Origin of the sequence: Azorhizobium oxalatiphilum (assembly GCF_014635325.1) — a bacterium.
GTDB classification, from domain to species: domain Bacteria; phylum Pseudomonadota; class Alphaproteobacteria; order Rhizobiales; family Xanthobacteraceae; genus Azorhizobium; species Azorhizobium oxalatiphilum.
Genome location: NZ_BMCT01000001.1, coordinates 280,043 through 296,687, shown reverse-complemented (window position 1 = coordinate 296,687; position 16,645 = coordinate 280,043). Strand labels below are relative to the sequence as shown.

The following is a 16,645-nucleotide window of genomic DNA, read 5'->3' as shown; positions in this document are numbered from 1 at the left end:
AGGACAGCCGCTACAGCGGCTGCCATTCCTTCTTCTTCGTCGAAGCCTTCTCGGCCTCGCGGCTCTCGTCGATGACGGCGAGCAGCGCGCGCAGCGCCTCCGGGATGCCCTTCCCCGACTGGGACGAGAGCAGCAGAGGCTTCTTCTTCGCCGCCCGCTGCAGGCGCTCCTTCTGCTGCTTCAGCAGTTCAGGGGTCAGCGAGTCGATCTTGGACAGGGCCACGATCTCCACCCGATCCTCCAGCCCGCCGCCATAGGCGAGGAGTTCCTGCCGCACGGTCTTGTAGGCCTTGCCCGCATGCTCACAGGTGCCGTCCACCAGATGCAGCAGCACCCGGCAACGCTCCACATGGCCGAGGAAGCGGTCGCCAAGGCCAGCCCCCTCATGGGCGCCCTCGATCAGGCCGGGAATGTCGGCCAGCACGAACTCGCGCCCGTCCACCCGCACCACGCCGAGGCCGGGATGCAGGGTCGTGAAGGGATAGTCGGCGATCTTCGGCTTGGCGGCGGTGGTTGCGGACAGGAAGGTGCTCTTGCCCGCATTCGGCAGCCCCACGAGGCCAGCGTCGGCGATGAGCTTCAGACGCAGCCAGATATACCTTTCCTGACCTTCAAGGCCAGGATTGGCGCGGCGCGGGGCCTGATTGGTGGAGGTCTTGAACTCGGCATTGCCGAAACCGCCATTGCCGCCTTCCAGCAGCTTCAGCTTCTGCCCCACCTCGGTGAGGTCGGCGAGGATGGTTTCCTCGAATTCGTCCAGCACCTGCGTGCCGGCGGGCACCTTCAGCACCACATCGGTGCCGCGCGCACCGGTGCGGTTGGCGCCCATGCCATGCTCGCCCTTCTTGGCCTTGAAGTGCTGCTGGTAGCGATAATCGATCAGCGTGTTGAGGCCATCGACGCACTCGATCCACACGTCACCGCCGCGTCCGCCGTTCCCACCGTCGGGACCGCCGAACTCGATGAATTTTTCGCGCCGGAAAGAGACGCATCCTGCGCCACCGTCACCGGAGCGCACATAGACCTTGGCCTGATCGAGGAATTTCATGGGCCTGCACGTAGACGCAGGAGTGTCGCAAAGCAAGAGCAGCGTTGGCACTGCTCAACCTTCCGGCAGTGCCTGAAGCGGTGGCAGCGCGCTGCGACCCATTCCCCTTTGACCTTTGCCCTCAGCCAGACCAAAAGAGGAACATGACCGCCTCCACCGTCGATGTCCTGCTGCCGCTCGGACTCGATACTCCCTATTCCTATCTGGTCCCCGACGGGCTCGCGCTTGTGCCCGGCGATCTCGTCACCGTGCCGCTCGGCTCGCGGCTCATGGTCGGCTGCGTCTGGCCGCGCCGCGGCGATGCCCAGGCAAAAGAGGTCGATACCTCCAAGCTCAAGGCGGTGAAAAAGCGGCTCGATCATCGTGCCCTGCCGCCGGACCTCATCAAGCTCATCGACTGGATGGCGGATTATACGCTGGCGCCGCGCGGCATGGTGCTGCGCATGGCCCTGCGCCACGAGGAGAACCCCTCCCCGGCCCGCGAACGAGTGGGCGTGCGCGCCACCGGCCACACGCCGGAGCGCCTCACCGCCGCCCGCCGGCGTTTGCTGGACGTGATGTCCGACGGCTTCGTGCGGGCCAAGACCGATGCCGCCCGGGAGGCAGGCGTCTCCCCCTCGGTGGTGGACGGCATGGTGGACGAGGGCGCGCTGGAAACCCTCGTCCTGCCCCCGCCTCCCGCCGCCGAGACGCCGGACCCGGATCATGCCACGCCCACCTTGAGCGAGCCGCAGGCGGAAGCCGCCGCCGCCATGGTGGAGGCGGTCAAGGCGCGGGCCTTCTCGGTGCATCTGCTGGATGGCGTCACCGGCTCGGGCAAGACGGAGGTCTATTTCGAGGCGGTGGCAGAGAGCATCCGCGCCGGCCGGCAGGCCCTGATCCTGCTGCCCGAAATCGCGCTGACGCAGGCCTTCCTCGACCGCTTCACCCGCCGCTTCGGCGTCACCCCGGCCGAATGGCATTCGGGTGTCTCCACCCGCAGGCGCGGGCGCATCCTGCGCGGCGTGGCGGAGGGCGAGGTGCAGGTGGTGGCCGGGGCGCGCTCGGCCCTGTTCCTGCCGTTCCGGGATCTGGCCCTCACCATCGTCGATGAGGAACACGACCCTGCCTACAAGCAGGAGGATGGCGTCGCCTATCACGCCCGCGACATGGCGGTGGTGCGGGCGCGTTTCAGTTCCTCACCCATCGTGCTCGCCTCCGCGACCCCATCTATCGAGACCGAAGTGAATGCCCGGCGTGGACGCTACGGGCGCCTCGCCCTCCCACTGCGCTTCGGCGGCGCCAAGGTGCCGGGGCTGGCGCCCATCGACCTGCGCAAGGAAGGCCCGCCACGCGGGCGCTGGATCGCGCCCCGCCTGCAGGCCGAGATCGGCCAGACGCTTGAAGACGGCGGGCAGGCGCTGCTGTTCCTCAACCGCCGCGGCTATGCGCCGCTCACCTTGTGCCGCTCCTGCGGCGTGCGGGTGAAATGCCCGTCCTGCTCCGCCTGGCTGGTGGAGCATCGCTTCCGGCGGCGCCTCACCTGCCACCATTGCGGCTATAACGCGCCGGTGCCGGAGAACTGCCCCGCCTGCGGCGAGAAGGACAGCATGGTGCCCTGCGGCCCCGGCGTGGAGCGGTTGCAGGAGGAAGTGCAGGTCCTGTTCCCCGAGGCCCGCAGCCTCGTGCTCTCCAGCGACATGACCGGCGGCATGGAGCGCATGCGGGCGGAACTGGACGCGGTCGCCAAGGGCGAGGTGGATGTGATCGTCGGCACCCAGTTGGTGGCCAAGGGGCACAACTTCCCCGGCCTGGCGCTGGTGGGGGTGGTGGATGCGGATGTGGGCCTCGGCCAGGGTGATCCCCGCGCGGCCGAGCGCACCTTCCAGCTGGTGCATCAGGTGGCCGGACGCGCCGGGCGTGGAGCAACCGAGGGGCGCGGCTTCATCCAGACCCACATGCCCGAGCATCCGGTGATGCAGGCGCTGGTGAAGGGTGATCGCACCGCCTTCTACGAGACCGAGATCAACGCGCGGGAAGAAGCCCATCTGCCGCCTTATGGCCGGCTGGCCAGCCTCGTCATCTCCGCCAATGAGGGGCCGGCAGCCGAAGGTCACGCCCGCCGCCTCGCCGCCAGTGCGCCGCGTGCCGAAGGCGTGCGGGTGCTGGGGCCGGCGGAGGCGCCGCTCGCGGTGCTGCGCGGCCGCCACCGCTGGCGACTGCTGGTGCGCGCGCCGCGCGGGTTCGACCTGTCGGGCTATCTGCGCGCCTGGCGCGAGGTGGCTCCCCGCCCCACGGGCAACACCAAGGTGTCCATCGACGTGGACCCCATGAGCTTCATGTAGGAACCGGCTTCATTCATGTAGAAGCATGTGGGCGCTTCCCTCCCCGTCCGGCGCGGGATAGCTTCGCCGCACGGAACGGGAGAATGGCCGATGCGGATGATGATGCGCCTGTCGCTGGTGGCAGCCCTCGGCCTCATGGTGTCCGGCTGCGATCGCTGCGGCGACTTCTTCTGGCAGAAGACCGATACCCCCAAGACCTGTTCCGCCGGCCCCAAGGCGGAATAGGCCCTGCCCGGGATCAGCGATCCGGGTTGGGCACGCTGCCCTTCTCTGCTTTCAGCTTCTCCGCCGCCGCCCGGATGGGCGCGAAGGGGCCGTATTTGTGCTGGGCTTCGGGGAAATCGTCGGCATAGGGGCCGTAAGCCGTGTCCACCGGCTTGTTCAGCAGGTCCGGAAAATCCTTGCCGGTCCCGGCCCGGTGTGGCCGGGGCTGGGAGAGCACGAAGGCGCCCACGTCCCATGCGTCCTCGGGGCGCAGCTGCGGCATCTGCCAGTCGGTGCCGTTGGGCATGTTGTTGTGAACGAAATTGGCCATGGTGATGAGCCGGCCAAGGCCCGCTCCATCATTGAAGCTGTCGTCGCCCCACAGCGGTGGCACCGCATAGCCGAAGCTGGCATCCGCCGCGTTGCGACGGACACCCAGCCCATCGCGGCGGTGGCACTCGGCGCACTGGCTCGCGAACACTCCTGCCCCGCGCTGCGGATCTGCCGACCGATCCAGCTCGGGCATCGCCCCCGCTCCGCCACCCGCGATGCGAGCATCCGCCGGAATGTGTTTCGCCAGCAGGCCGAGATAGGCCACCAGCGCCTGCATGGGGCGTGCGTCCGCCGGCATGGGGCGGCCGTTCATGCTGCGCGTCATGCAGGAATTGAGGCGATCCACCAGTGTGGCCTCATCGCCGCGACGGGTGCTGTAGGCGGGATAGTCGGCGGACGCCACTACCAGCGGCAGGCCGAATTTCTTCAAGCCGGAATTCAGGTGGCAATCGCCGCAGGCCATGTTGTTGCCGGCAAAGCGCATCGCGGGGTCGGCAACCGCCGGGCCGATATGGGCGGAGGTCTCCCGCAGCACGGAGCGCCCGTAGCGCACCAGCCGGCCGAGGTCGTCATCGGGCAGCAGGTCCACATCGGGCACGTCCCACACCGCGACCTGCCGCGCGGCCGGCTGGGCTTCCGCCTCTGCGTGCACCAGCACCCCGAACGCCAACACAGCCACCGCCATGCGCGATGTGCGCATCACCCCTGCCCACAGCCCCATGGAAGCCCCCCGACCCCTTATGTTTGTTGCCTTCCCACCCCAAGGCCGCTATAAGCCCGCCTTCCCTGATGGCATGCGCCCCCCTGGAGGCGTGCCGGACGGGAAAGCCGGAACGGCCGCGCGAGCGGCCGTTGGCTGTTTTAGACCAGTTATAGACAAGGACGATAGCCATGACCGCCATCAAGGAATTGAAGGCCACGGCGCGCACCCGGGCCGGCAAGGGGGCCGCCCGTGCTGAGCGCCTCGCCGGACGCGTGCCCGCCGTGATCTACGGTGAGAAGAAGGAGCCGGTGACGATCTCCGTGAACCATCGCGAGATCACCCGCATCATCTATGCCGGCCACTTCCTGACCACCCTGTTCGAGATCGACGTGGACGGCACGAAGCATCGCGTCATTCCCCGCGACTATCAGCTCGACCCGGTCAAGGACCTGCCGCTGCACATCGACTTCCTGCGCGTCTCGCAGGGTGCGCGCGTCACGGTCGAAGTGCCCGTGCACTTCGAGAACCAGGACAAGGCGCCCGGCATCAAGGCTGGCGGCACGCTGAACGTCGTGGCCCATGCGGTCTCGCTGGATTGCCCGGCCGAGTCGATCCCCGACGCCATCACCGTTGACCTCACCGGCCGCGAGCTCGGCGACACCATCCACCTGTCGGCCATCAAGCTGCCGGCCGGCGTGGAATCGGCTGTGTCGGGCGACGACACCCTCGCCACCATCGTGGCGCCGTCGGGCCTGAAGGAAGCGGAAGCTGACGAAGCGGCTGCCGCCGCTGCCGAAGCCGCCAAGGCCTGACGACCTTTCGGGCTGGAGAAGCACCGTGTTCCTGCTCGCAGGCCTCGGCAACCCCGGCCCGAAATATGCCGGCAACCGGCACAATATCGGCTTCATGGCGGTGGACGCGATCGTCCGCCGCCATCGCCTCTCCCCCTGGCGGCGGCGCTTCCAGGGCGCGGTCAGCGAAGGCGAGATCGCCGGCGAGAAGGTTCTGGCCCTGCTGCCCGAGACCTTCATGAACGAGAGCGGCCGCGCGGTCGCCGAAGCCGCCAAATTCTACAAGATCCCGCTTGAGCGCATCATCGTCTTCCATGACGAGCTGGACCTTCCCCCCGCCAAGATCCGGGTGAAGAAGGGCGGCGGCAATGCCGGCCACAACGGCCTGCGCTCCATCACCGCCCAGTGCGGCAATGACTATTGGCGCGTGCGCCTCGGCATCGGCCATCCGGGCGACAAGGCCCTCGTGCATTCCTATGTTCTGAACGATTTCGGCAAGGCCGAGCGCGAATGGGTGGATGCCACCTGCACCGCCTGCGCGGACTTCGCCGACCTGCTCACCGCCGGCAAGGGCGAGGAATTCCAGAACCGCGCGCACCTGTTCATGGACGCGCAGGGCTTCGCCGACCAGAAGACGCTGGGCGCCCCGCGGGCCTGAGCGTCGTTTCGCGCCGGGGACCTCCACGCTCCGCGCGCTTAACAAATGCGGCCGCGCCCTTTATGGATCGCGCCAACTTATTCCCGATCCCGTTCTTCCCGAGAAAGATCACCCAGCATGGGCTTCAAATGCGGCATCGTGGGCCTTCCCAACGTGGGCAAGTCCACTCTCTTCAACGCCCTCACCCAGACGGCGGCGGCGCAGGCTGCGAACTACCCCTTCTGCACCATCGAGCCGAATGTCGGTGACGTGGCCGTGCCCGATGCGCGCCTGACCACACTCGCCGGCATCGCCGGCTCGGGCCAGATCATCCCCACCCGCCTCACCTTCGTGGACATCGCCGGCCTCGTGCGCGGCGCCTCCAAGGGCGAGGGCCTCGGCAACCAGTTCCTCGCCAACATCCGCGAGTGCGACGCCATCGCCCATGTGGTGCGCTGCTTCGAGGACGGCGACGTGACCCACGTGGAAGGCAAGATCTCGCCCGTGGACGACATCGAGATCATCGAGACCGAGCTGATGCTCGCCGACCTCGAAAGCCTCGAGAAGCGCGCCACCGCGCTGGAGAAGAAGCTCCGCACGCTGGACAAGGAAGGCAAGGACACGCTTGAGCTGATGCAGCGCGCCCTTGTGCTGCTGCGCGACGGCAAGCCCGCCCGCTTCGCCGAGGTGAAGGCCGATGAGCGCAAGCTGTTCGACATGCTGGGCCTGATGACCGCCAAGCCGGTGCTCTATGTCTGCAACGTCGAGGAAAGCTCGGCCAAGGAGGGCAATTCGCTCTCCGCGCAGGTGTTCGCCCGCGCCGCCGAGGAAGGCGCCAAGGCGGTGGTGGTCTCGGCCAAGATCGAGAGCGAGATCGCCGTGCTGCCCGAAGAGGAGCAGCGCGAGTATCTGGACGCCATCGATCTGGAAGAGCCCGGTCTGAACCGCGTGATCCGCGCCGGTTATGAACTGCTCGATCTGGCCACCTACTTCACGGTCGGCCCGAAGGAAGCCCGCGCCTGGACCATCACCAAGGGCACCAAGGCGCCTGCGGCGGCCGGCGTCATCCACTCGGATTTCGAGAAGGGCTTCATCCGCTCGGAGACGATCGCTTACGCCGACTACGTCCAGTACAAGGGCGAAAGCGGCTCGCGCGATGCCGGCCGTCTGCGGCTGGAAGGCAAGGAATATGTGGTGCAGGACGGTGACGTGCTGCATTTCCGCTTCGCCAACTGACATTTGAATGATGTGGCCGCCGGGGCGTTCTCCACCGCCCCGGCTTGACCTCCGGCTGTGTTGCGACTGTGATCGGACGCGAAGCCGGAGGATGGGATGCCCGATATCTATTGGGAAGACTTCGTGGTCGGGGAGACGAAAACGTTCGGCTCCTACACAGTGACGGAGGCTGAAATCGTCGATTTCGCCACCCGCTTCGACCCCCAGCCCATGCATCTCGACCCAGTGGCAGGCGCCGCCTCCATCCTCGGGGGACTGGCAGCTTCGGGCTGGCACTCCTGCGCCATCATGACGCGACTGATCTGCGACGGCTTCCTGCTGCGCGCCGCCGGCATGGGCTCGCCCGGCGTTCAGGACACCAACTGGCGTGAGCCGGTGCGGCCGAACGATGTGCTCACCCTGCGCCGGACCGTGCTGGAGAGCCGCTCGTCCAAGAGCCGGCCGGAACTGGGCCTCGTAACCTTCCGCTTCGAACTGCTGAAGTCCAAGACCAGCGTGGCCATGGACCAGACCATGACCATCATGTTCGCGCGGCGTAATCCGGGGGCGCGACTGGCATGAGATTCTTCGAGGATTGCGACATCGGCAGCCGCGAGGTGCTGGGCATCCACCATTTCACGCGCGATGAGATCATCGCGTTCGCCACGCAATACGACCCCCAGCCCTTCCATGTGGACGACGAGGCGGCCAAGCGCAGCCTGTTCGGCGCGCTCTGCGCCTCCGGCTGGCACACCGCCGCGCAATGGATGCGCTGCTTTGTCGACCACCAGCAGAAGGGCGTTCTCGAGGCCCGCGCCGCCGGTCTGCCGGTGCCCAGCGGAAATCCCTCGCCCGGCTTCAAGAACCTGCGCTGGCTGAAGCCCGTCTATGTGGGCGACACCATCACCTATGCCTCCGAGGTGAAGGAGAAGCAGGTCAGCAAGAGCCGGCCCAAGTGGGGCATCCTCACCGCCCACAACACCGGCACCAACCAGCATGGCGATCTGGTGATCGAATTCGACAGCGTCGGCTTTCTGGAGCGCCGGTCGGTCTGACCTGACTGCGCTCCAGAGGTTCGCGCCCTCAGATGTTGAGGTTGCCCATCACCGGTTCGGGATAGCGCGTGCCCGCCACCGCAGAGGCCGGGAACAATGCGTCGAGTTCGGAGATCTCTGCCGGCGACAGGCGGATGGCGGTGGCTGCCGCATTCTCCTGCAGATACTTGATCCGCCGGGTACCGGGGATCGGGATCACGTTCGACTGCTTGTTGAGGATCCACGCCAGAGCGATCTGCGCCGAGGTGGCGTTGCGGGCAGCGGCGAAGGCGGCCAGCGCCTCCGTCAAACGCTTGTTCTTCTCGAACGCATCCCCCTGGAAGCGCGGATTGTTGCGGCGGAAATCGTTGTCCGCCAGCCCATCCAGCGTGGTCACGGCGCCGGTGAGGAACGCCCGGCCCAACGGGCTGTAGGCCACGAACGAGACGCCCAGTTCCTCGCAGACCGAGAACATCTCGGCCTCGGGATCGCGGGTCCAGAGCGAGTATTCGGTCTGGACGGCAGAGATGGGATGTACCGCATGAGCGCGCTTCAGGGTGGCCACCGAGCATTCGGAGAGGCCGAGGAAGCGCACCTTGCCCTCCTCCACCAGCCGCTTCATCTCGCCCACCGTGTCCTCGATGGGCGTCTTGGGATCGACGCGGTGCTGGTAATAGAGATCGATGGTCTCGATGCCGAGGCGCTGGAGACTGGCCTCGCAGGCGCTGCGCACATATTCGGGCGTGCCCTTGATGCCGAGACGCTCGCCATTGGGACCGCGCACGTTTCCGAACTTGGTGGCCAGCACGACCTTGTCGCGCTTGCCCTTCAGGAAGCCGCCCAGCAGGCGCTCGTTATGGCCCCAGCCGTACATGTCGGCGGAGTCGAGGAAATTGATGCCGGCATCCAGCGCAGCGTCGAGGGTGCCCAGCGAGACGGCGTCGTCGCTGGGGCCATAGTATTCGGACATGCCCATGCAGCCGAGGCCGATAGCGGACACGGAAAGGCCAGTGCGACCGAGCGGACGATGGTCCATGGTGCGCCTCATAAGTCGACATGTGGGAAGTGCGTGGCGGACAGGACGTCGCCAGCACTGGAAAAGTAAACCAGATCGTTTACATTGTCAAGATGACACCGCTGAAGCCAGACCGGCGTGGCAACGCCGCCCGCATCCGCGCTGCCGCCCGCGTCCTGTTTCTGGAGCGCGGCTACGGCGGCACGAGCATGGACGCGGTGGCGTCCGCCGCGCCCGTCTCCAAACGCACGCTCTATCAATATTATCCCGGCAAGGCCGAGCTTTTCAGCGCGGTGGTCGCAGAGGTGTGGGGCCGCTTCACCTCCGCTCCGCCCCTTACCGAGCCCGCGGACGCCGATCCCCGCACGCTTCTGCGGTCCTATGTGGACCGCCTGATCACCCACTGGGATCAACCGGACGTGATCGCCTTCCTGCGCCTCCTCATCGCCGAGGCGCCGCGCTTCCCGGAACTCGCCCCCGCCTATCATCAGGCCGGCAAGCAGCATCTGAACTCCGGACTGGCGGCCTATTTCGCGGAGCTTCAGCGGGCCGGGCACCTACGTGGTGCGGGTGATCCGGCGCTGGCGGCAGCCCAGTTCCTCGGCGCGGTGAAGGAGCCGCTGTTCTGGCCGCGCGTGCTGGGCGGCACCTTGGCTTTTCCCGTGGAGACGGTGGTGGAGGCGGCCCTGGACGCGGTACTGGCGCCTTCCGCCCGGACATGACGCCCGTTGCCACGCCATCTGCCACAACCACCTTCGCCCCCCTTCCCTTGCCGCAGATCGCCCCGGCTGCTAAGAGCCCCGCACCGCGCGTGAATGCGCGTCCCTTTTCAGCTCAAGATAAACAGGACGGTCATCATGGCGATCGAGCGCACTTTCTCGATCATCAAGCCCGACGCGACGCGTCGCAACCTCACCGGCGCGGTCAATGCGGTCATCGAAAAGGCTGGCCTTCGCATTGTCGCCCAGAAGCGCATCCTGCTCACCACGGCGCAGGCTGAGACCTTCTACGCCGTGCACCGCGCGCGTCCCTTCTTCGGCGATCTCGTCGCCTTCATGACCACCGGCCCCGTCGTGGTGCAGGTGCTCGAAGGCGAAGGCGCCATTGCCGCCTATCGCGACGTGATGGGCGCCACCAACCCGGCGAATGCCGCCGAGGGCACCATCCGCAAGCTGTTCGCCGAGTCCATCGAGGCCAACTCGGTGCACGGTTCGGACAGCGCCGAGAACGCCGCGGTCGAGATCGCGCAGTTCTTCGCGCAGAACGAGATCGTCGGCTGACGATACCTCCCGCGCGGCATTCCTGTGCCGCGCGGGATATTTCCGGCGAACCCGCCGTGCGATCCGGCGTTGTTTGCGCTTGAGACGGATCGAGACCTGACGTAGGAGGAGCTAATCCCGCCGGGCCATCGGCCCACGGCACAAAGGGAAAGGCCTCCGGCATGACGCTTAGCTCGCCCGAATTCTGGATCGCCTTCCTTCAGATCGTCTGGATCAACGTTCTGCTTTCCGGCGACAATGCCGTGGTCATCGCCATGGCCTGCCGGTCGCTGCCGCCACGCTCACGCAAGTGGGGCATCATTCTCGGCTCCGGCGTCGCCGTGGCGCTGCGCATCGTGTTCACCGGCCTCGTGGCGACCCTGCTCGCCCTGCCGTGGCTAAAGGTGATCGGCTCGCTCGCCCTGTTCTACATCGCCATCGACCTGGCCCTGCCCAGCGAGGACGGCGAGGAAGCCGTGCAGGCCAGCGACAGCCTGCTGCGGGCCGTGGGCACCGTGGCATTGGCCGACGTCTTCATGAGCCTCGACAATGTGGTGGCGGTGGCAGCCGTAGCTAACGGCAACTTCCTGCTGCTCATCCTCGGCCTCGCCATCTCCATCCCGCTGATTGTCGCCGGTTCGTCGCTGGTGATGGCGCTGATTGATCGGTTTCCCATCATGGTCTGGGCGGGCGCTGCGCTGCTCGGCTGGGTGGCAGGCGAGATGCTGTTGACCGACGATGCCCTCGTCAGCCGCATCGGTGGTCCCGAGGTCGCCGAACACTGGCTGCACCCCGCCGCCTTCATCGGTGCCGCATTCGTTGTGTGCGTGGCCTGGGTCTGGGGCCGGATGCGCCTGCGACGACAGGATCAGGCCGCCTGATCCTGCTCTCTTCATATCACGCTATGTTCGCGACCATTGCCGAGAGCCCTCATCACTTGCCGTATTCGTCAGAGATCTGACGGGACTGACACGGGCTTGATGAAATTACCTTAGGTAAGGTATCGAACATTTCCCATAACATCCGTGCCAATGAGACTGCGGAATGGATTTCAGTAACCCCACCTTCTGGCTTTCGCTGCTCCAGATCATCTGGATCGACCTTCTCCTGTCCGGTGACAATGCCGTGGTCATCGCGCTGGCGTGCCGGTCGCTGCCGCCCGGCCAGCGGAAATGGGGCATCATTCTGGGTGCGGGTGCCGCCGTTGGCCTGCGCATCATTTTCGCGCTCGCCATTTCCTACCTGCTGGGCGTGCCCTTCCTGAAGATCGTCGGCGGCCTGCTGCTGCTGTGGATCGCCGCCAAGCTGGTGCTGACCGAAGAGGAAGGCGCCCATGATATCGCTGCCTCCACCAGCCTGTGGGCAGCGGTGCGCACCATCGCCATCGCCGATGCGGTCATGAGCCTCGACAACGTGGTAGCCATCGCCGCCGCCTCGCGCGGCCATCCCGAGCTGTTCATCTTCGGCCTGCTGCTGACCATTCCGCTGATCGTCGCCGGCTCCCAGCTGGTGCTGGCCCTGCTCGCCAAGTTCCCCGTCCTCGTGTGGGCGGGCGCGGCGCTGCTGGGCTTCATCGCCGGCGAGATGCTGGTGGGCGATGTCATCAGCATCGGCTACCTGCAGAGCTTCAACCCGGAGTGGGTGAAGCCGGACGCGGAAGCCCCCGGCGGCATCGGCCCGGCAGCCCTGCCGCACTATTTGGCCGGCGCGCTCGGCGCGGTGCTGGTGGTCGCCATCGGCCTCGTCATGCGCAAGAAGCCGGATACGGCCTCCTCGCACAGCGCCTGATACAGGAGGGCGGGCTTCGGCCCGCCCTTTTCCTTTTGGGCATGCTGCTCTTCGGCCGCCCGCCCCTCGCAACCCTTGTTGGCTTTCAGCTATAAAGCCTCCAAGGAGCCGTCATGAACACCCACGTTGCCGCCCAGCCGCTGATCCGCGCATCCGCCTGCCCGCACGACTGTCCGTCCACCTGCGCGCTGGAAGTGGAGGTGCTGGAGGGCAAGCGCATCGGCCGCGTGCGCGGGGCGAAGGACAACAGCTACACGGCTGGCGTCATCTGCGCGAAGGTCGCCCGCTATGCGGAGCGCACCGAGCACGCCGAGCGCCTCATGCATCCCATGCGCCGGACCGGCCCCAAGGGCTCCGGACAGTTCGAGCGCATCTCCTGGGACGAGGCGCTGGACCGGGTGGCCGAGGGGCTGCTGAAGGCCGAGCGGACCCATGGCGCGGAAAGCGTCTGGCCCTATTTCTATGCGGGCACCATGGGCCTCGTGATGCGCGACGGCATCAACCGGCTGACCCATGCCAAGAAATACTCCCGCTTCTTCTCCTCGATCTGCGTGAACCCCGCCTGGAGCGGCTACATCGCCGGCACCGGGCGGCTGGGTGGCACCGACCCGCGCGAGATGGCGGTGTCCGATCTCGTCATCATCTGGGGCACCAATGCGGTAGCCACCCAGGTCAATGTGATGACCCACGCGGTGAAGGCGCGCAAAGAGCGCGGTGCGAAGATCGCGGTGGTCGATGTCTATCGTACCCCCACCATGGAGCAGGCCGACATCCCCCTGCTCATCCGCCCCGGCACGGACGGCGCGCTGGCTTGCGCGCTCATGCACATCCTGTTCCGCGACGGACGCGCCGACCGTGCCTATCTGGAGCGCTATGCCAATGACGTGGCGGACTTCGAGGGGCATCTGAAGACGCGCACGCCGGAATGGGCGTCCGCCATCACCGGCCTGCCGGTTGAGGAGATCGAGGCCTTCGGCAAGCTGGTGGGCGAGACGCCCAGAAGCTTCTTCCGCATCGGCTACGGCCTCTCCCGCAGCCGCAACGGCGCGGTGAACATGCATGCCATCGCCTCCATCCCCGTCATCTCCGGGGCGTGGCAGCATGAGGGCGGCGGGGCCTTCCACTCCAATTCCGGCATCTTCCGCACGCGGAAAACCATGATCGAGGGGCTGGACATCCTCGACCCCAAGGTGCGCCAGCTCGACCAGTCCCGCATCGGCGCGGTGCTCACCGGCGATCCCGAGGTGCTGGCTGGCGGACCGCCGGTCACGGCCATGCTCATCCAGAACACCAATCCCATGAGCATCGCCCCCGATCAGGAGCGGGTGAAGCGCGGTTTTGCGCGGGACGACCTCTTCGTGGCGGTGCATGAGCAGTTCATGACCGAGACCGCCCGGCAGGCGGACATCGTGCTGCCCGCCACCATGTTCACCGAGCATGACGACATCTATCAGGGCGGCGGCCACCAGCACTTGCTGCTCGGCCCGAAACTCGTGGACCCGCCGGGCGAGTGCCGCACCAATCACGACGTGATCTGCGCCATCGCCAGCCGGGTGGGCGCCGAGCATCCGGGCTTCGCCATGAGCCCGCGCGAACTGATCGACTGGACGCTGAACGCCTCCCAGCGCGGCTCGCTGGAGAATCTGGAGGCCCAGCGCTTCCTCGACGTGCAGCCGGAGTTCGAGAGCGCCCACTTCCTCTCCGGCTTCGGCCACAAGGACGGCCGCTATCGCCTGAAGCCTGACTGGAAGCGCCCGCCCATCCCCACCCCCGGCCTGTTCGGCCCGTGGGAGCAGATGCCGGAATTTCCGGACCATTGGGCCATCATCGAGGAGCCGACGGAGGAACACCCCTTCCGCCTCGTGACGGCACCCGCGCGGAATTTCCTCAACTCGACCTTCAACGAGACGCCCACCTCGGCCAAGCGCGAGGGCGGGCCGACGCTGCTCATCCATCCCGAGGATGCGGATGCGCGGGGCATTGCCGAGGGCGATGATGTGGAAGTCCGCAACCTGCGTGGCGCGGTGACGCTGAAGGCCAAACTGTTCGATGGCGTGCGGCGAGGGGTGGTGATCGCCGAGCAGATCCACCCAAACTTCGCCCATCAGGGCGGGCGCGGCATCAACACGCTGACGGGCGCGGACCCGGTGGCCCCGGCTGGCGGCGCGGCCTTCCACGACAACCGTGTGGACGTGGTGAAGCTTTGAAAAGACCCGCCCGGCTGTGGCCGGGCGGCAGCAGGCTCAAACCTGCGGCGCGATCATCACCTCGCGCAACGGCGTCGCGCCGTCCACGAACACACGCTCCTGCTCCACCGCGAGGCGGCCGGCGGCCAGAAGGCCGAGACCCTGCGGATAGATCACATGCTCCTGCTCCAGCACGCGGGCGGCGAGCACGTCCGGCGTATCGTCATCCTGCACCGGCACCGCCGCCTGCAGGATGATCGGCCCAGCGTCCATCTCGGCACGCACGAAATGCACCGTGCAGCCATGGAAGCGCACACCGGTCTCGATGGCGCGGGCGTGGGTGTCGAGGCCCTTGAAGCTCGGCAGCAGCGAGGGATGCACGTTGATCATGCGGTCGCGCCAGCGCTCCACCAGCCACGGCGTCAGCAGACGCATGAAGCCGGCAAGGCAGATGATCTCGATGCCCGCGATCCGCAGATGCGCGTCCAGCGCCGCGTCGAAGGCGATGCGGTCGGCATAGTCCTTATGGCTCAGCACCAGCGTCTCGATGCCGTGCTCCTGCGCGAAGGCAAGGCCAGCCGCATCCGCACGGTTGGAGAGCACAAGGGCGATCTCGGCCGGGAAGTCGGGGGTTTCCGCCGCCTTCACCAGCGCCGCCATGTTCGAGCCGCGCCCCGAGATGAGGACGGCGACGCGCTTGCGCCCGCTCATGCGACACCCAGGGCAAGCTGGCCGTCATAGGTGACGTGAGCCGCGCCCTCGCCCGGCTCGATCACGCCCAGATGGGTCACGGTCTCGCCCGCATCGGCGAAGGCGTCCGCCACCTTCTCCGCGTCGGGTGCAGCCACGACCACGGCCATGCCGATGCCGCAGTTGAAGGCGCGCAGCATCTCTTCGGGCGCCACATTGCCGGTGGCGGCGAGCCAGCGGAAGACCGGCGGCACGATGAGATTGTTCAGATCCACCCGGGCGAGCGTCCCCTCAGGCAGCACGCGCGGCAGGTTCTCGGTGATGCCGCCGCCGGTGATGTGGGCCAGCGCCTTGATGGCACCGGTGTCGCGCAGCACCTTCAGCACGCTCTTCACATAGAGGCGGGTCGGCTCCAGCAGCGCCGCGCCGAGGGTGCGGTCGGTGGCGAAGGGCGCGGGCGCATCCCAGGCAAGGCCCGAGCGCTCGACGATGCGGCGCACCAGAGAATAGCCATTGGAATGCACGCCCGAGGACGACAGGCCGAGGATCACGTCGCCCGCCGCCACATCGGGGCGCGGCAACAACTGGTCGCGCTCCACCGCGCCGACGGAGAAGCCGGCGAGGTCGTAGTCGCCGTCGCCATACATGCCCGGCATTTCGGCGGTCTCGCCGCCGATGAGCGCGCAGCCCGAGTCCTTGCAGCCCTTCGCGACACCCGCGACGATCTGCGCGCCCACGTCGGGGGCGAGGCGGCCGGTGGCGAAATAGTCGAGGAAGAACAGCGGCTCTGCGCCCTGCACGATCAGGTCGTTGACGCACATCGCCACGAGATCAATGCCGATGGTGCCGTGCTGGTTGGTCTCGATAGCGATCTTCAGCTTGGTTCCGACGCCGTCGGTGGCGGCCACCAGCAGCGGATCGGTGAAGCCGGCGCGTTTCAGGTCGAACAGGCCGCCGAAGCCGCCGATGTCCGCGTCGGCACCGGGGCGGGCGGTGGCCTTCACCAGCGGCTTGATCATGTTGACCAGCCGGTTGCCGGCGTCGATGTCGACGCCCGCGTCGCGATAATTGAGACCGTCCTGAGCCATCTTGATCCTCGCGCCCGTCATTGGCGGGTCGCGCCCGCTAAATCCAAGCGGGCGGCTTAGCCGCGAACCGCGCGCGAGGCAAGGCGCACGGGTGCAGGGCATGCCCGATGGGGACGCAAGGCCGCGCGCCCCAGTGCCGGCTCCGAGCCGAGCCTTGGCCTTGCCTCCTCGCCAGCCGACATGGGCCAGACGATCCGCCGAGGAAGACACCCGTTCCGCCGAGGCGTCTCTTCACGCGCCCGTCATGTATTGCAGAATGTAACAGCGCTGGCGTTTTGTCCCGCACAGGAAAAGACAAGGCAGCATGCCACCCCGACGCGGGTGGAGCAC

At 67.1% G+C, this 16,645-nt stretch carries 17 protein-coding genes; 12 read left to right on the top strand and 5 right to left on the bottom strand.

Going from position 1 to position 16,645, the window contains the following annotated elements; all coding sequences use genetic code 11:
• Positions 1-10 precede the first annotated feature (10 nt).
• The gene (gene obgE / locus IEW24_RS01415; RefSeq protein ID WP_188574719.1) at positions 11-1,048 is read right to left on the bottom strand and encodes a GTPase ObgE; all 1,038 of its coding nucleotides are present in this window, start codon (positions 1,046-1,048) and stop codon (positions 11-13) included.
• Between the two features lie 143 nt (positions 1,049-1,191).
• On the opposite strand from obgE, the gene IEW24_RS01410 reads away from it, so the two are divergent.
• Together IEW24_RS01410 and IEW24_RS28965 are read left to right on the top strand one after the other, a co-directional pair.
• On the top strand, positions 1,192-3,372 hold the full coding sequence (locus tag IEW24_RS01410; protein WP_188574716.1) for a primosomal protein N': 2,181 nt from the start codon (positions 1,192-1,194) through the stop codon (positions 3,370-3,372).
• Positions 3,373-3,462: 90 nt separating this feature from the next.
• Positions 3,463-3,597 carry a hypothetical protein gene (locus tag IEW24_RS28965; protein WP_280514950.1) on the top strand — a complete coding sequence of 45 codons (135 nt, stop codon included), beginning with the start codon at positions 3,463-3,465 and terminating at the stop codon, positions 3,595-3,597.
• Positions 3,598-3,610: 13 nt separating this feature from the next.
• Here IEW24_RS28965 and IEW24_RS01405 read toward each other — a convergent pair whose 3' ends face one another.
• Positions 3,611-4,630 (bottom strand): c-type cytochrome, encoded by a 1,020-nt coding sequence (locus IEW24_RS01405; protein ID WP_244644078.1) that lies wholly within the window; start codon positions 4,628-4,630, stop codon positions 3,611-3,613.
• Between the two features lie 170 nt (positions 4,631-4,800).
• On the opposite strand from IEW24_RS01405, the gene IEW24_RS01400 reads away from it, so the two are divergent.
• The 5 genes from IEW24_RS01400 to IEW24_RS01380 all read left to right on the top strand — a co-directional run bounded on the left by IEW24_RS01400 (position 4,801) and on the right by IEW24_RS01380 (position 8,310).
• Positions 4,801-5,424 carry a 50S ribosomal protein L25/general stress protein Ctc gene (locus IEW24_RS01400; protein WP_188574715.1) on the top strand — a complete coding sequence of 208 codons (624 nt, stop codon included), beginning with the start codon at positions 4,801-4,803 and terminating at the stop codon, positions 5,422-5,424.
• Positions 5,425-5,449: 25 nt separating this feature from the next.
• Positions 5,450-6,061, top strand: coding sequence for an aminoacyl-tRNA hydrolase (gene pth, locus IEW24_RS01395; protein ID WP_188574713.1), 612 nt, complete (start codon positions 5,450-5,452; stop codon positions 6,059-6,061).
• Between the two features lie 117 nt (positions 6,062-6,178).
• On the top strand, positions 6,179-7,276 hold the full coding sequence (gene ychF, locus IEW24_RS01390) for a redox-regulated ATPase YchF (RefSeq protein WP_188574711.1): 1,098 nt from the start codon (positions 6,179-6,181) through the stop codon (positions 7,274-7,276).
• Positions 7,277-7,372: 96 nt separating this feature from the next.
• Complete coding sequence (locus tag IEW24_RS01385) at positions 7,373-7,837, top strand: MaoC family dehydratase (RefSeq protein WP_188574710.1); 465 nt, start codon at positions 7,373-7,375, stop codon at positions 7,835-7,837.
• The gene (locus IEW24_RS01380; RefSeq protein ID WP_188574708.1) at positions 7,834-8,310 is read left to right on the top strand and encodes a MaoC family dehydratase; all 477 of its coding nucleotides are present in this window, start codon (positions 7,834-7,836) and stop codon (positions 8,308-8,310) included. The genes IEW24_RS01385 and IEW24_RS01380 overlap by 4 nt, the downstream gene beginning before the upstream one ends.
• A 28-nt stretch (positions 8,311-8,338) precedes the next feature.
• Here the strand turns inward: IEW24_RS01380 and IEW24_RS01375 are convergent, their stop codons facing one another.
• The gene (locus IEW24_RS01375) at positions 8,339-9,325 is read right to left on the bottom strand and encodes an aldo/keto reductase (RefSeq protein WP_188574706.1); all 987 of its coding nucleotides are present in this window, start codon (positions 9,323-9,325) and stop codon (positions 8,339-8,341) included.
• A 92-nt stretch (positions 9,326-9,417) separates the two neighbouring features.
• Between IEW24_RS01375 and IEW24_RS01370 the strand changes: the two genes are divergently transcribed.
• From IEW24_RS01370 to IEW24_RS01350, 5 genes are all read left to right on the top strand, one after another.
• Positions 9,418-10,026 carry a TetR/AcrR family transcriptional regulator gene (locus IEW24_RS01370; protein WP_188574704.1) on the top strand — a complete coding sequence of 203 codons (609 nt, stop codon included), beginning with the start codon at positions 9,418-9,420 and terminating at the stop codon, positions 10,024-10,026.
• A gap of 135 nt (positions 10,027-10,161) precedes the next feature.
• Complete coding sequence (gene ndk, locus IEW24_RS01365) at positions 10,162-10,584, top strand: nucleoside-diphosphate kinase (protein WP_188574702.1); 423 nt, start codon at positions 10,162-10,164, stop codon at positions 10,582-10,584.
• 161 nt (positions 10,585-10,745) lie between these two features.
• The gene (locus IEW24_RS01360; RefSeq protein WP_188574700.1) at positions 10,746-11,444 is read left to right on the top strand and encodes a TerC family protein; all 699 of its coding nucleotides are present in this window, start codon (positions 10,746-10,748) and stop codon (positions 11,442-11,444) included.
• Positions 11,445-11,607: 163 nt separating this feature from the next.
• The gene (locus tag IEW24_RS01355; protein ID WP_188574698.1) at positions 11,608-12,351 is read left to right on the top strand and encodes a TerC family protein; all 744 of its coding nucleotides are present in this window, start codon (positions 11,608-11,610) and stop codon (positions 12,349-12,351) included.
• A 113-nt stretch (positions 12,352-12,464) separates the two neighbouring features.
• The gene (locus tag IEW24_RS01350; protein ID WP_188574697.1) at positions 12,465-14,558 is read left to right on the top strand and encodes a molybdopterin-containing oxidoreductase family protein; all 2,094 of its coding nucleotides are present in this window, start codon (positions 12,465-12,467) and stop codon (positions 14,556-14,558) included.
• A gap of 36 nt (positions 14,559-14,594) precedes the next feature.
• On the opposite strand, the gene purN is transcribed toward IEW24_RS01350, so the two are convergent.
• Complete coding sequence (gene purN / locus IEW24_RS01345) at positions 14,595-15,248, bottom strand: phosphoribosylglycinamide formyltransferase (RefSeq protein ID WP_188574695.1); 654 nt, start codon at positions 15,246-15,248, stop codon at positions 14,595-14,597.
• Positions 15,245-16,315 carry a phosphoribosylformylglycinamidine cyclo-ligase gene (gene purM, locus IEW24_RS01340; protein WP_188574693.1) on the bottom strand — a complete coding sequence of 357 codons (1,071 nt, stop codon included), beginning with the start codon at positions 16,313-16,315 and terminating at the stop codon, positions 15,245-15,247. Before purM ends, purN begins: the two co-directional genes overlap by 4 nt.
• Positions 16,316-16,645 lie beyond the last annotated feature (330 nt).

What these genes read in the sequence shown, in the direction of transcription:
- obgE (WP_188574719.1), bottom strand. Translation starts at nt 1,048, where the DNA reads ATGAAATTCCTCGATCAGGCCAAGGTCTATGTGCGCTCCGGTGACGGT.
- IEW24_RS01410 (WP_188574716.1), top strand. Translation starts at nt 1,192, where the DNA reads ATGACCGCCTCCACCGTCGATGTCCTGCTGCCGCTCGGACTCGATACT.
- IEW24_RS28965 (WP_280514950.1), top strand. Translation starts at nt 3,463, where the DNA reads ATGCGGATGATGATGCGCCTGTCGCTGGTGGCAGCCCTCGGCCTCATG.
- IEW24_RS01405 (WP_244644078.1), bottom strand. Translation starts at nt 4,630, where the DNA reads ATGGGGCTGTGGGCAGGGGTGATGCGCACATCGCGCATGGCGGTGGCT.
- IEW24_RS01400 (WP_188574715.1), top strand. Translation starts at nt 4,801, where the DNA reads ATGACCGCCATCAAGGAATTGAAGGCCACGGCGCGCACCCGGGCCGGC.
- ychF (WP_188574711.1), top strand. Translation starts at nt 6,179, where the DNA reads ATGGGCTTCAAATGCGGCATCGTGGGCCTTCCCAACGTGGGCAAGTCC.
- IEW24_RS01385 (WP_188574710.1), top strand. Translation starts at nt 7,373, where the DNA reads ATGCCCGATATCTATTGGGAAGACTTCGTGGTCGGGGAGACGAAAACG.
- IEW24_RS01380 (WP_188574708.1), top strand. Translation starts at nt 7,834, where the DNA reads ATGAGATTCTTCGAGGATTGCGACATCGGCAGCCGCGAGGTGCTGGGC.
- IEW24_RS01375 (WP_188574706.1), bottom strand. Translation starts at nt 9,325, where the DNA reads ATGGACCATCGTCCGCTCGGTCGCACTGGCCTTTCCGTGTCCGCTATC.
- IEW24_RS01370 (WP_188574704.1), top strand. Translation starts at nt 9,418, where the DNA reads ATGACACCGCTGAAGCCAGACCGGCGTGGCAACGCCGCCCGCATCCGC.
- ndk (WP_188574702.1), top strand. Translation starts at nt 10,162, where the DNA reads ATGGCGATCGAGCGCACTTTCTCGATCATCAAGCCCGACGCGACGCGT.
- IEW24_RS01360 (WP_188574700.1), top strand. Translation starts at nt 10,746, where the DNA reads ATGACGCTTAGCTCGCCCGAATTCTGGATCGCCTTCCTTCAGATCGTC.
- IEW24_RS01355 (WP_188574698.1), top strand. Translation starts at nt 11,608, where the DNA reads ATGGATTTCAGTAACCCCACCTTCTGGCTTTCGCTGCTCCAGATCATC.
- IEW24_RS01350 (WP_188574697.1), top strand. Translation starts at nt 12,465, where the DNA reads ATGAACACCCACGTTGCCGCCCAGCCGCTGATCCGCGCATCCGCCTGC.
- purN (WP_188574695.1), bottom strand. Translation starts at nt 15,248, where the DNA reads ATGAGCGGGCGCAAGCGCGTCGCCGTCCTCATCTCGGGGCGCGGCTCG.
- purM (WP_188574693.1), bottom strand. Translation starts at nt 16,315, where the DNA reads ATGGCTCAGGACGGTCTCAATTATCGCGACGCGGGCGTCGACATCGAC.